This window comes from Terriglobus roseus (assembly GCF_900105625.1).
Taxonomy (GTDB): domain Bacteria; phylum Acidobacteriota; class Terriglobia; order Terriglobales; family Acidobacteriaceae; genus Terriglobus; species Terriglobus roseus_B.
On the sequence record NZ_FNSD01000001.1, the window covers coordinates 531,897 to 544,950 of the forward strand.

At 61.4% G+C, this 13,054-nt stretch carries 10 protein-coding genes and 1 tRNA gene; 6 read left to right on the plus strand and 5 right to left on the minus strand.

What is annotated here, in order from left to right; genetic code table 11:
* Nucleotides 1–14: 14 nt before the first annotated feature.
* Entirely contained in the window at nucleotides 15–761 is a 747-nt protein-coding gene (locus tag BLW03_RS02215; protein ID WP_074652151.1) for a uroporphyrinogen-III synthase, read from the minus strand.
* Between the two features lie 3 nt (nucleotides 762–764).
* Nucleotides 765–1,880: a hydroxymethylbilane synthase gene (hemC, locus tag BLW03_RS02220; RefSeq protein ID WP_074652152.1), complete on the minus strand. Its 1,116-nt coding sequence runs from the start codon at nucleotides 1,878–1,880 to the stop codon at nucleotides 765–767.
* Nucleotides 1,881–2,046: 166 nt separating this feature from the next.
* Between hemC and BLW03_RS02225 the strand changes: the two genes are divergently transcribed.
* Nucleotides 2,047–3,780, plus strand: a complete 1,734-nt coding sequence (locus BLW03_RS02225) for an AsmA family protein (RefSeq protein ID WP_074652153.1) — start codon at nucleotides 2,047–2,049, stop codon at nucleotides 3,778–3,780.
* Nucleotides 3,781–4,083: 303 nt separating this feature from the next.
* On the opposite strand, the gene BLW03_RS02230 is transcribed toward BLW03_RS02225, so the two are convergent.
* The 3 genes from BLW03_RS02230 to ccsA all read right to left on the minus strand — a co-directional run bounded on the left by BLW03_RS02230 (nucleotide 4,084) and on the right by ccsA (nucleotide 6,688).
* Nucleotides 4,084–4,350 carry a hypothetical protein gene (locus tag BLW03_RS02230; protein WP_074652154.1) on the minus strand — a complete coding sequence of 89 codons (267 nt, stop codon included), beginning with the start codon at nucleotides 4,348–4,350 and terminating at the stop codon, nucleotides 4,084–4,086.
* Nucleotides 4,351–4,622: 272 nt separating this feature from the next.
* Nucleotides 4,623–5,873, minus strand: coding sequence for a glutamyl-tRNA reductase (hemA, locus tag BLW03_RS02235; RefSeq protein ID WP_074652155.1), 1,251 nt, complete (start codon nucleotides 5,871–5,873; stop codon nucleotides 4,623–4,625).
* On the minus strand, nucleotides 5,870–6,688 hold the full coding sequence (ccsA, locus tag BLW03_RS02240) for a cytochrome c biogenesis protein CcsA (protein ID WP_074652156.1): 819 nt from the start codon (nucleotides 6,686–6,688) through the stop codon (nucleotides 5,870–5,872). Before ccsA ends, hemA begins: the two co-directional genes overlap by 4 nt.
* A gap of 262 nt (nucleotides 6,689–6,950) precedes the next feature.
* On the opposite strand from ccsA, the gene BLW03_RS02245 reads away from it, so the two are divergent.
* The 5 genes from BLW03_RS02245 to BLW03_RS02265 all read left to right on the plus strand — a co-directional run bounded on the left by BLW03_RS02245 (nucleotide 6,951) and on the right by BLW03_RS02265 (nucleotide 12,913).
* Nucleotides 6,951–7,226: a hypothetical protein gene (locus BLW03_RS02245; protein ID WP_074652157.1), complete on the plus strand. Its 276-nt coding sequence runs from the start codon at nucleotides 6,951–6,953 to the stop codon at nucleotides 7,224–7,226.
* A 67-nt stretch (nucleotides 7,227–7,293) separates the two neighbouring features.
* Nucleotides 7,294–9,999: a DNA mismatch repair protein MutS gene (mutS, locus tag BLW03_RS02250; protein ID WP_074652158.1), complete on the plus strand. Its 2,706-nt coding sequence runs from the start codon at nucleotides 7,294–7,296 to the stop codon at nucleotides 9,997–9,999.
* Complete coding sequence (locus BLW03_RS02255) at nucleotides 9,996–11,186, plus strand: anhydro-N-acetylmuramic acid kinase (protein WP_074652159.1); 1,191 nt, start codon at nucleotides 9,996–9,998, stop codon at nucleotides 11,184–11,186. Before mutS ends, BLW03_RS02255 begins: the two co-directional genes overlap by 4 nt.
* A complete protein-coding gene (locus tag BLW03_RS02260) occupies nucleotides 11,183–12,733 on the plus strand; it encodes an ABC transporter substrate-binding protein (protein ID WP_074652160.1) in 1,551 nt (516 codons plus the stop codon). Before BLW03_RS02255 ends, BLW03_RS02260 begins: the two co-directional genes overlap by 4 nt.
* A gap of 106 nt (nucleotides 12,734–12,839) precedes the next feature.
* Nucleotides 12,840–12,913 (plus strand) — tRNA-Gln (locus tag BLW03_RS02265).
* Nucleotides 12,914–13,054 lie beyond the last annotated feature (141 nt).

The window sequence follows — 13,054 nt, forward strand, 5'->3', positions numbered from 1 at the left end:
GCCGTCGCGCGTTGCTACTGGTTTCGCAGCGCCGTGGCCACCGCGCTGGCGAGTGCGGCGACACTTGCATCCCGGGCTTCAATGGTCGGCTTGTGGCCCAGATCGCGCAGCGTGGCTGTGGTGATTGGACCGATCGAAGCGAGCACGATGCCGGGCGGCAGCGTCACCTTTGCCGCGTCCATCAAGGCGAAGAGATTCTGCACAGCAGACGAGCTGGTGAAGGTGATGGCGTGCACGTTCGGCAGTTCGCGCTTAAGGCGATCCACCGATTCCATGGGAATGATGCTGCGATACGCGGGACTGAGCGTGACTTCGGCCCCGGCATCGGTAAGCGTATCGATCAGGACGTCACGGCCCTGCTCTGCACGCACGAGGAGCATCTTCGATCCCTTGGCGTGGGGCACAAGCGACTTGGCGAGTGATTCCGCGATCGCGGTCTGTGCCTGCAGGCGCACGGGAAAGCCTGCCTCGCGCAGTGCCTTGGTTGTGGCGGCGCCGATGCTTGCGATGCCGCAGCTGAGTGGGACGGCCTGATCCTCCAGTCGCTCGGCAAAGACAGCGACGGCGTTGGCTGACGTGAAGAGCAGCCAGTCGTACTCGTCGAGCTGCGTGAGTTCGCGATCGAGCGATGCGTAGTCGTCCGCAGGCGGAGCCAGAGCGATGGTGGGAATCGACACCACGCGCAGACCGTACGCAATGAGTGCGTCGCCAAGGGCAGACGCCTGGTGGGGCGCGCGTGTGACCAGAACCCGAGCTGCCAAGCGTTACTCCGCGTCCGCCATGGCGAAGTCTCCCGCCAGCAGCTCTCGCGCTCCCTGCGCGATCAGGTCGTTTGCGGCACGCGTGCCGAGGCTCTCGGCGGACTCGCCCGCTGTAGCGAAGAGCGTAACCGTTGCCATCGCTTCACCGTCCGGTGAAACGACGGTCGACTGCAGCTTTGCGACACCGTCCACTTCCGTACAGAGGGCGCCTACGGGCAGTGAGCAGCCGCCGCCAAGCGCGTGCAGCAGCCAGCGTTCCGCCTCTACGGCGTAACGCGTGTGGGCGTTGTCGAGCGGCTTGATTGCGGCAATGGTTGCGGCATCGTTTGCGCGCGTTTCGATGGCGAGTGCGCCCTGTCCGGGCGCGGGGCACATCATCTCCGGGTCGAAGCGCTGGCGAATCCAGTCGGCCTGCCCTGGCAGGTCTTCGCCGTGCCGATGGCTATCGCCATCGAAGTGGTCGGCCAGATGATCGTGATCAGGATGCGTGATGCATTCGATGTGCGGCTTGCGGCCGAACTCGGGGTGCAACGGATCGAGGTCGACGGGCTTCAACAGTCTAGATCCAAGGCGGTCAAGACCGGCTGCCGCGAGTACCAGTGCGTCGCAGTCGCCTCGACCGAGCTTGCGAATGCGTGTGTCGATGTTCCCGCGAATGGCGACGAACTGGAACTCTGGGTTGTGCGACCGTAGTTGTGCGATGCGACGCGGCGAAGTCGTGCCGATGCGTGCATTCGATGGCAGTGTGTGAATCTGCAGCCATTCGGGCACCAACAGCACGTCGCGAGGGTCGGCACGCTCCGGGATGGCAGCGAGTGTGAAACGAGCATCAAGCTGTGTCGGCAGGTCTTTGAGCGAGTGCACGGCGAGGTCGATGGAGCCGCCCTCGAGCGCCTCTTCGATCTCTTTGATGAAGATGCCCTTGCCGTCGATGTTAGCGGGGATCTTGCCGTCCGGGCCGAGCACGCTGGCAGCGAAGGCGGGATCCTGCAGGCGGTCGCCGGTGGTGCGGATAATGATGATCTCCGCGGTGTGGCCAAGCGCGCGCAGGTGTGCGGCGATGTGGTTCGATTGCCAGAGCGCGAGCCGGGAGCCGCGCGATCCAATGCGAAGGTGCATGCGGCCATCATACTGCGCTCGCGTTTCGATGCAAGTTGCGTACCAGCTTTGAGGCGTCTCAATCGCCCATTACCTGCGGCCTGCACCTTCCGTCTCTCCCGTGCATCAGAGCAAAGGTACGGCTCACGATTTGCGATGACGCCAAATCCGCGCCGCGTGGAGTGGTGTGCAGAACAAGGACACACAGGAGACGAGTTCGGAGTCGCCGGTCACTGTGGCGCTGCGAAGCAGACGTGTATGGGCGTGGATCGGGGCTGCGGTGCTCATCGGCCTGCTTGCCTTGCTGGTTGCCGGTGAAGTCATGGTGCGTCGCGCCGGCCCCATCGTGAAGGGCCGCGTCATCGAGACACTGAGCACACGCTTCAATAGCCATGTGGAGCTGGATTCGTTCGACGTTTCTCTGCTGCAGGGTCTGTCGGTAAGTGGCGGTGGCCTTCGCATCTATGCACCCGCGGATGTCGTTGCGGCGGGCGCGACGGAGCCCCTGATCGCGATTCAGCGCTTTGAGTTTCGCACCTCACTGCGCAGCTTGTTTGTGAAGCCGATGCATGTCGGCACGGTTCACGTGGCCGGGATGACGATCTACATCCCTCCACGGCAGCAGCGTGCCGTCGGTGCTTCTTCGCCCCGGAAGCGTCGCAAGCTGGAGGTGCTTGCGGACGAGATTGTTGTGGAGAACTCAACGCTGGTGATTGGCACACTCAAGCAGGACAAGGAGCCGAAGCGCTTCCAGTTGCAGCGCATTCGTCTGCGCAACGTGGGCAGGACGGAACCGGCGCTGTACGACGCTACGCTGGTGAACGCCTTTCCCCGCGGTGACATTCATGCGACTGGTAAGTTCGGGCCCTGGAACGAAGAAGTGCCAGGCGAATCTCCGGTGACTGGCGACTACACCTTCGACCATGCCGACCTGAACACGATCAAGGGCATCGGCGGAACACTGTCTTCGGTTGGAAAGTTCAGCGGACGCCTCGACCGCATTGAGGCCGATGGGACCACCGTGACGCCGGACTTTTCACTGGACACGGCCAAGCATCCGATGCCGCTGACGACGCACTTTCACGCAGTGATCGATGGAACAAATGGCGATACCTATCTGCAGTCTGTGCAGGCAAAGCTGGGCAGCAGCCAATTCACTTGCGCGGGTGCTGTCGTCAATGTGAAGGGCGAGGGACACATCACGGACCTGGACGTGAACATCCCGGCTGGACATTTGCGCGACTTCCTCGAGCTTGCCGTGAAGACGCAGCCGCCCTTCATGCAGAGTGTCGTGAACATGAAAGTGCATCTGCGTGTTCCCTATGGCAAGGAGAGTGTGACCAGGAAGCTACAGATCCAGGGTGGCTTTACGTTGCAGCAGATTCACTTTACGAATCCGCAGGTGCAGGACAAGGTCGACATGTTGAGCCTGCGCGCCCAGGGCACTCCAAAGGAAGCAAAGCCTGGCGCCACCGATGTCAGGTCGCAGATGAGCGGATCGCTGGCGCTGAGCGGTGGACAGTTGACGGTCAGTCGCCTGAATTACCTGCTGCCCGGCGCGCAGCTCGCGCTGGACGGTGTCTACACGCTTGACGGTAAGACCTTCGGTTTCCACGGCAAGGTGCGCACGGAGGCGACACTCTCCCACATGATCGCTACGCCATGGAAGAGCTTCCTGTTGAGACTGGCCGATCCCTTCTTCAGCAAGCACGGCGCAGGTGCTGAGATCCCCGTGAAGATCACAGGGACGGAAGGCGCGCCGAAGTTCGGCCTGGACTTTGGCAACAGGGATAAGAAGAAGACAGAAGCTGAGGAGAGCAAGGACGACCTGCAAAGCCGCAAAGATGAACTTACGCCGGATGGCCGGATCGCGCGTCGTCCGCCACCGGGCTTGCCGATAACCAGGCGTCCGCGGCAATGAAAGAGGCGACCCGGAGGGCCGCCTCTCAGGTCGATCGCTCTACCGCGTCTACTGACGTGTGTGTGTCTTGCCGTTGCGGTTAGGATCCTGTGGCGGCTGGTTCAGGCTGCCGGCCTCCCTGCCTTGCTTGCCGATACCTTCGGCAGCGAGATGAACTTTTCCTTCGCTGGCCAGATGGGCGGCGTGCGAGTGAGCGTGCGCCTTATCATCGCCGGGGGACTGCGTCGACGTGCTCAGCCTTGACGGCCTGACTCAGCTTGTCACCGTGCATCTTGCTTTGCTCTTCTTTGATGTTTGCCATCGTTACTCCTTCGCGAGCGCTTCACGCGCCCTTGCTACCTTGTCATCCGATGCCAGTGGAGCGGTGTCGACCGGCTCATCGCCGAAGTCGCGGGCGCCGTACTCGTAGTCGGTACCGCCGTCGGTGTTCTGCTTGCCCGGGGCGAGCCTGGTGCGTTCCTCCTCATTCAACTGCCAAACCTGCTCGTGAGCATACTCGCCCGCAAGACCGCGGCTGTGTTCGCCCAGGCCGCGGGGTTCTCTCGGTTTGTCGTTCTCCGGTCCTGCCATGGAACCACCTCACCTTATGTAAGATGGAAGTGGGTGCTACGCAGTGGTCTGTGCGAGCGATCATTGGCTCCACTTGCATCGAACGGACTAGTGCCCCGTGCAGACTGGGTGCCCCATTCTTCCGCAACAGGGGTGGGCTGTCGTGCGAAGCACGAACCGCTTTCCTCTTACCCTCCGGACAGCGTGCCAAACACGGTCGCGCTGTGCGCGATACCTCACCCTTTGCGCAGAAACGCGCAAAAAAACGGGGCACCCGGATATGGTGGCGAGCGCTAGCGGTCGCGGCTGAAGAGGCGCTGGATGAGGCTGAGTGTTGCGGAGTCACCCTCGTTCGCGCTCTTGCGCAGGCCGGTCATAGGGGTGTGCAGGAATTTGTTCATCATCGAGCGGGTGAGCGCGTCGACGGCTTCCTGCTGCTCTGGTGTCAGTGAGCTCAGCCTGGTGCGGGCGCGGTCGAGTTCGGAGAGGCGCAGCTGCTCGGCGTGCTGTTGCAGAGCGAGGATGCCGGGAATGGCATCCAGCGTCTGAAGGCGAGCGGCGAAGCGATTGACCTCGTCGGAGACGATCTGCTCGGCTGCTGCGGCCTCCTCGGCGCGTGCGTTCATGTTCTTTGCAGCTACCTGTTGCAGGTCGTCGACGGAGTAGACGAAGGCACCGTCGACACCATTGACGGCGGGATCCACGTCCCGTGGCACGGCAATGTCGATGAAGAATACGGGGCGGCCCCGGCGCACCTGCAGGATGGCCTGCGCTTCGCGGACGTTAAACAGGTGTTCGCGTGCGCCGGTGCCGGTGACAATGATGTCGGCCTTGGGCGCGTGCTTCTGAAGGTCAGCAAATGGGACGGCAAGACCATGGAACTGCTCTGCCAGACGCTGTGCACGCTCCGGCGTGCGATTGGCGACAAGGATGGAGCTGGCACCCTGCGCGATGAGATGGCGTGCAGCCAGTTCACTCATCTTGCCCGCGCCGACGAGCAGCACCTGCTTGCCTTTCAGCGAACCGAAGATCTGCTTGGCGAGATCTGCGGCGACGGACGCGATGGAGACGGACGAGGAACCGATCTCGGTCTCGGTACGGACCTTCTTGGCAACGGTAAACGCCGATTGGAGCAGCCGTTCCAGCGTGGATGAGACTGCTCCAACCTCGCGCGCAACGCTGTAGCTCTCTTTCACCTGCCCCAGGATCTGCGGCTCGCCAACGACCATGCTGTCGAGGGACGAGGCGACACGGAAGAGGTGACGCACCGCTTCCTGCTCGCGGAATTCATAGAGGTGGGGGGCGAGCACCGAAGTCGGGACGGAGAAGTAGTCCGACAGGAAGCTGTGAAGGTCGCTGGCCGACTCGTGCTCCATGATCAGTTCCACCCGGTTGCAGGTGGACAGGATCAGGCCCTCGCGCACGCCGGGATGATGCAGCAGAGAACGCGTCGCATCGGCAAGGCGGCCCGGGGCAATCGCGAGCCGTTCGCGCACGTCGATCGGAGCCGAATTATGGTTAACGCCAAGTAGTGACAGGCTCAAGGGCGCCCCGCAAACTGGTGGACGCTACTAACCGTGTCTGCCGACCAAACGGCCAGCATAATGAAGAAAACGAAGGAACTGAGCCAGACAGCGCGGCGTCCGCGCAGACCGCTGCTGCGCCGGATAGCGATCATGGCTACGTAGGCGATCCACATCGCGAACGAGAGCAGCACCTTGGGGTCGCGAAAGTAGGCGGCGCCGTAGGTCATCTGCGCCAGTGCGGTGCCAATCAGAAGCCCCGCGGTCATGCACGGCAGGCCGATCAGCAGAGATTTGAGCGCGATCTGGTCAGTCGTCTCCAGCGGCGGCAGCTTGCTCAACATGCCGGCCGAGGTACGCGACTTGAGACGGCGTTCCTGGATCAGGTAGAGCACGGACGCCAGCACCGAGACGCAAAGCGCCGCATAGGCTGCCAACAGCAGGCCGATGTGGAGCCATAGCCATGCCGAGTGGAGCAGCGGGACGTCCAGTTGACGGCGGCCGGGCGCGAAGGCGGGGAGCACACCCAGGAGGAACACAGCGGGCAGCAGCACGACGCCGACGGTCAGGGTTCGGTATCGCGCGTAGACAGCGAGAAATGCCGATGCGAGCAGCAGGCCGAGGACCGCCTGGACCTCGCTTGCGTTGACCGGAACGAAACGGTGGGCGGCGTTCAGCATCTCTGCCACGGAGACGAAATGGAAGAGCAGCGCGGCAACAGCGGCGGGCACCGCCAACAGGCGCCAGCGGGGCCGGTCATAGAGCACGGCCGGCAGCACCGCCAGAGAGGCGACGCCGTAGAGAATGACCGCGACTTTGAGCCAGAATAGCGACATTGAGTTGCGTGAATCGCCCCGGTACGAACCGCGATCGAAACCAGCTACCAGTATACGAGCAGGCGATTTTTCAGCTCTCAGAATGGCGGTTGAGCGTCACACGGTCAGTGCTCTACTCAGCCGCTGTCATATGCGCGTCACATCAAAGTTGCAGGAATCCTGCTATCTCATCGAAATGGCGCAGATACAGTGACCTCCGGATGCGAGAAAGCCTGCATCCGAGTGAGGGAACGGGAACGAAGTGTCCCGGCAGGAGGAAGTTATGGCATTGGATTTTTCAGGTGACAAGCGCGTTCACGCAGGCGACGCAACCGAAGGCCAGACCACGGCCTACATCGAGAGCTACACGTCACAGGTTCCCAGCGGCATCTTTTTGACGGCTGCCATCGGTTCCATTACCGCCTCGCTGGTCTTCAAGGCCATCAAGAAGGATCACGCCGCGCTCTTCGTGGGCCAGTGGGTCGCGCCATTCCTGATCCTGGGTCTTTACAACAAGATGGTGAAGCAGCACGGCTCTGACGCCGAAACCCGCGCATAAGCGGAATCATCGAAACCAGTCTTCCGAGCGCCAGTATGCCGTGAACCGGTATGCTGGCGTTCTAGTCATGTCCGCAGAAAAAGCCACAATCGATCCACCCCAGAAGACCCAGGCGGAGACGCTTGCGTCGGACAAACTGTCGCCCATGATGCGACAGTTCGCAGCGGCCAAGGCCGCCCATCCCGACGCCTTGCTGTTCTTTCGCATGGGCGACTTCTATGAATTGTTCTACGACGACGCCGTCGTCGCCTCCCGCGAGTTGCAACTGACACTGACCGCGCGCGACCGGGAACGCCAGCAACCCATGTGCGGCGTGCCGTATCACGCAGCCGAGGGCTACCTGCAGCGACTGCTGCGCAAGGGCTACCGCATCGCAATCTGCGAGCAGATGGAAGATCCCAAGCTGGCCAAGGGCATTGTGAAGCGCGAGGTCACACGCGTCTTCACCCCTGGAACCGCACTGGACCCGAGTGCGGGCGCCGGCGAGAATACCTTTCTTGCAGCCCTTGCTGTCGCCACCGATCGCAAGGCAGCAGGCATCGCCCTGCTGGACCTGTCCACGGGTGAGTTCCGGACAACCGAGTTCCGTGGCTCGGATGCTGTGAGCGCGGCGACCGAAGAAATTGCACGGAATCGTCCGCGCGAGGTGCTGCTGCCAGCGGGTCTGCACCTGGGTGCATCGCAGCCTGGACTGGATGGTTCCGACGAAGGCGATGACATGCTGTCCTCCGTGCGAACGAAGACACCGGTGGAGGATTGGGTCTTCACAGCGGACTATGCCCTGCCGCTTCTGCAGAATCACTACCGTGCGCATTCACTGGAGGGCTTTGGACTTGCCGGCCACACGGCTGCCGCCACAGCAGCCGGCGCGTTGCTCCACTACCTGCGAGCGACAAAGCACGAAGAACTGGAACACCTGGACGTGCCGCGCTTTTACGAGCGGTCGACGTGTCTCGAGCTGGATGCCGTCAGCGTCCGAAATCTCGAACTGGTTGAGCCGCTTTTTAGTGGAGAGAGTTCGCAGACCACGCTTTGCTATGCGCTGGACGCCTGCCGCACGCCAATGGGCAAGCGGCTGTTACGCGCTGTGATTCTGCGGCCCTCGATTCAAGCGGGGGAGATCGCCGCGCGTCACGACGCTGTGGGCGAAGCGATGCGATCGCTTGCTGCGCGTGAGCGCCTGCGTCGGGCACTGGAATCGGTGCTGGATTTGGAGAGGCTGCTGGCGCGGCTGGCACTGGACTCTGCCGGCCCGCGAGAGGTGGTGGCACTGGCCCGGACGCTTGCTGCACTGCCGCCGGTGCGGGACGCATTAACCGAACTATGCACGGGCCGATGGGCGGTGTTGCGAGAGCGCTTCGACACCATGGAAGATGTCTGCGCACGCATCCAGGTAACGCTGGTCGACGAGCCTCCACTGAAGCTTGGCGAAGGCGACGCAATCCAGGTCGGCGTGGATGAGGAACTGGATGAGTTGCGTGGACTGAGCCGCAGCGGCCGCGAAGCCATCGCGGCCATCGAAGAACGCGAACGCACGCGCACTGGCATCGGCAGTTTGAAGGTACGCTTCAACAGCGTCTTCGGCTACTACCTTGAGATCACTAAAAGCAACCTGGCAAATGTGCCCAGCGACTACGAACGCAAGCAGACGCTCGTGAATGCAGAACGCTTTACGACGCCAGAGCTGAAGGATTACGAGCGCAAGATCCTGACGGCACAGGAACGTGTCGGCGAGATCGAGCGACGCATCTTTGCTGCGTTGCGACGCGAGGTGCTGGATAGCGCTGCGCGCATGCGCGAGGCCGCAAGACGGCTGGCGGAGATCGATCTGCTGGCGAACTTCGCGCACATCGCCGCTTTGCGTGGATGGTCCCGTCCTGAGATCGTCGAAGGCAGCACCGTCTTCGAGTTTGCCGAGGCGCGTCACCCTGTCGTGGAGCTGCGACTTGAGGAGGGTGGCTTCGGCCGCTTTATCCCGAACTCAGGTTTTCTGGATGGCGCTAACGGCCCTTCACTGGCGTTGATCACCGGGCCGAACATGGGCGGTAAGTCCACCTACCTGCGCATGGCTGCGCTACTCGCCATCCTGGCGCAGAGTGGATCCTTTGTACCGGCGGTTGCGTTGAAGATGGGTCTTGTCGATCGCATCTTCACACGCATCGGAGCCAGCGATAATGTCTCGCGCGGCCGGTCGACTTTCATGGTGGAGATGACGGAGACTGCGGCGATTCTGAACTCGGCGACTCCGAAGAGCCTCGTTCTGCTGGATGAGATGGGACGCGGCACCGCGACGTATGACGGCCTGTCGCTGGCTTGGGCTGCGGTAGAGCATCTGCACGATCGCGTGGGTGCACGGACTCTCTTCGCGACGCATTACCACGAACTAACGTTGCTGGAAGAGAAGCTGTCGCGACTGAAAAATCTTCGCGTCGCATGTCGCGAGACTCCACAGGGCATTGTCTTCCTGCACCAGGTTGAGAGCGGTGCTGCCGATCGCAGCTATGGCATCGAAGTGGCCAAACTCGCAGGCCTGCCGCGCGATGTGATTGCGCGTGCGCGTGCTGTATTGAAGATGCACGAGAAGGCCGAGAGCGCGTCCATCGCAGCGGCGGGGCAGGCTGTACAGGTTGCGCCTGCTCCGATGCAGATGACCATCTTCACGCCGCTGTCGCAGCGCGTTGTCGACCGTGTGCGCGAGGTGGACGTCGATCGCATGACGCCAATGGAAGCATTACAGTTGCTGGCCGAATTGAAGCGGGAGATCGCCGAATGACCGAAGCGCCGAAGCCGATGATTGTGGCCGGTGTGATGAGTGGAACCTCAGCCGACGGCGTGGATGTGGCTCTGGTGCGCATCGCTCCAAGCAAGGACAACGGCGCGCCAAAGCTCAAGCTGCTGGGGCACGCTGCATTCCCTTATCCCAGGAAGTTGCGCGAGGCCGTGGTTGCCGCTATGGACGCGAAGTCGATTAGCACGGCCGATCTCGCGCGCGTACATTGGCGCTTAGGCGAGTTCTACGGCGATACGATTGTGCACGCGCAACAGCAGCTTGGCGTGAAGGCGAAGCTGGCAGGTGTGCATGGGCAGACGGTCTATCACCAGGGCACCGCAACAAGATTCTTAGGTGACCCGCTGCGCTGCACCTGGCAGATTGGAGAAGCGAGCGAAGCAGCCGCACGTGCAGGCGTGCCGGTTGTGAGTGACTTCCGTCCTGCGGATATGGTTGCGGGTGGACAGGGCGCGCCGCTGGTGCCAATCTTCGATCGCGTCTTCTTCTCGCATCGGAAGCGGAACCGTGTGCTGCAGAATCTTGGTGGCATCGCGAACATGACGGCGATCCCTGCCGGCACGAGCGATCTGCTTGCATTCGATTCAGGGCCTGCGTCCGTTGTCATCGATGGCTGCATGCAAGCGCTCTATGGCAAGACATATGACCGAAACGGGGCGACCGCGAAGCGTGGTCGAGTGATCGAAGATGTTCTTCAACGTACGTTGAAGCTGCCCTACTTCTCTGCTACCCCACCCAAGAGCTGCGGTCGAGAGGAATTTGGCGGCGCCTTCGTAACGCGCTTCATCGCCGACTGCAGGAAGAACGGCGCTCAGGATACGAACGTGATTGCAACGGCGACTGCGTTGACTGCCGAAAGCATTCTGCATGCTTACCGCACGTTTGTCTGGCCATTCCTTGGGCAGCGAGCACCGTTGGCTGATGCGACGGACTACATCGTCGCAGGCGGTGGTGCAAACAACACGCTGCTGATGAACCGGTTGCGTGCAGGCCTTGCGCCGCTGGGCATTACCGTGAGTACGACGGCGGACCACGGTGTCCCTGCCGAAGCGAAGGAAGCGATGGCCTTCGCGCTACTTGCCTGGCTTCGATGGCACAAACTGCCCGGCAATGTGCCTTCGGCGACCGGTGCAACGCGCGACGCAGTGCTTGGACGGATTACGCTGCCATGATCGATCGCCAAAGGATTGTGTTTCGGAGCCTTCGAGGCGTTGTACTCCTGGGTTCGCTTGTCGCTCTGTCTGCGTGTCATGAGCGTCCCGATCGCGACACTGTGGTCATCGACATTGAAAGCTCACCCACGAATCTCGATATCCGCATCGGCAGTGATGCGCAGGCCGAGCACATCGGATCGCTACTCTTTGATTCCATCGTGCGGAAGGATGAGCATTACAACCTGCAACCGGCAATCGCCGATGCGTGGGAATGGCGTGATCCTCTGACACTCGTGCTGCACATCCGCGACGGGGTGCACTTTCACGATGGCAAGCTGCTCGACGCTGACGATGTTGCTTGGTCCATCGACAGCATGCACAACGGCGCGATCACGACGTCAAAGAGCGGCAACTTTGCCAGCGTCGACCACACGGAAGTGACTGATGCGCACACCTGCATCGTCCACCTGAAGAAGCCGGATGCAAGTTTGCTGTTCAACATGAGCGACGAACTCAGCGCGGTCGTGGAAAAGGGTGCGGGGAAAACGATGGGCGAGCACCCGATCGGCAGCGGTCCCTTCCGCTTCGTCAGCGAGGAGCAGGATAAGGACGTTGTGCTGGAACGCAACCCAGACTACTGGGGCGGTGCGCCGTCGATTCCTCGTGTGCGTTTCGCAATTGTGCCGGACTCAATCACCCGTGCTCTCGAGCTGCAGAAGGGTTCGGCAGACGCAACATCGAACGCGCTGACCGGCGATACCGTGGCAGTCATGGCGAATGATCCGAACCTCGTCGTTGAAAGCAAGCCAGGATCCATCGTGAACTACATGACCTTCAACGCCACCGATTCCCTGTTGAAGGACAAGCGTGTGCGGCAGGCGTTCGCCTATGCAGTGGATCGACCCGCGATCACGAAGGCGTTGCTACACGGCCAGGCAGAGGTACAGGACACGCTGCTGCCACTTGGGCACTGGGCTGCACCCGTTGCGAACGATCCCATTACGCGTTATACGCATGATGTGACGAAAGCAAAGGCGTTGCTGGAATCCGCTGGCTTTCATGCGGATGCGAAGGGTGTGCGGATCCACCTGACACTGAAGAGTTCGACAGATGACACCATGCGTCTGCTGGCAGCCATCGTGCAACAGCAGGTACGCGAGGCAGGCATCGATCTGACGCTGCGACAGAACGAGTTCGGCACCTTCTACAGCGATGTCACAAAGGGCGCCTTCCAGATCTACGTGTTGCGCTGGGTGGGATCGAATGAGGATCCGGATATCTTCCGCTATGCCTATAGCTCAGTCATGATGCCACCCAAGGGATCGAATCGGGGCCACTATACGAATGCCCAAGTCGACGCGCTGATCGCGCAAGGTGCAGGCGAAGTGGACCAGACAAAGCGACGCGAAACCTATTTGAAACTGCAACTCATCCTGGCAGATGACGAGCCGACGCTGGTGCTTTGGTCCCCCGACAACGTGGTCGTCCACTCGAAGCGATTACACGGCGTGGTTCCCGCATCGGCAGGCAGCTTTGGCTGGTTGCGCACAGCAACACTGCAGTAGTCGCAACGGTTGACGGAAAGGCCGAGTCTTCGTACACTCGAAGAGGCGGTTGAGTTGTTCGAACGACTCTCGCTTCCATCCTCTGCAGGGTTCTCCTGCACCGTATTGCCCTCTCGTTCAATGGTAGGACTAGCGACTCTGACTCGCTCAATCGGGGTTCGAATCCCTGGGGGGCAACCACCTATGCTGGTTGCAGCACTTCCTTCTACAACAAGGAATGATTGGTACCATCATCCTCACACATGTCATAGCTCTTTCCTTCAAACGAAGGTGCGAAGCTCTTTCGTCTTGTGGCTGGCGCTGTCCCGCTCCCCAAAAACA

Bases quoted from the DNA above. Each gene is read 5' to 3' on its own strand.
- hemC (WP_074652152.1), bottom strand. From the start codon at position 1,880: ATGCACCTTCGCATTGGATCGCGCGGCTCCCGGCTCGCGCTCTGGCAA.
- BLW03_RS02230 (WP_074652154.1), bottom strand. From the start codon at position 4,350: ATGGCAGGACCGGAGAACGACAAACCGAGAGAACCCCGCGGCCTGGGC.
- ccsA (WP_074652156.1), bottom strand. From the start codon at position 6,688: ATGTCGCTATTCTGGCTCAAAGTCGCGGTCATTCTCTACGGCGTCGCC.
- BLW03_RS02245 (WP_074652157.1), top strand. From the start codon at position 6,951: ATGGCATTGGATTTTTCAGGTGACAAGCGCGTTCACGCAGGCGACGCA.
- mutS (WP_074652158.1), top strand. From the start codon at position 7,294: ATGTCCGCAGAAAAAGCCACAATCGATCCACCCCAGAAGACCCAGGCG.
- BLW03_RS02255 (WP_074652159.1), top strand. From the start codon at position 9,996: ATGACCGAAGCGCCGAAGCCGATGATTGTGGCCGGTGTGATGAGTGGA.
- BLW03_RS02260 (WP_074652160.1), top strand. From the start codon at position 11,183: ATGATCGATCGCCAAAGGATTGTGTTTCGGAGCCTTCGAGGCGTTGTA.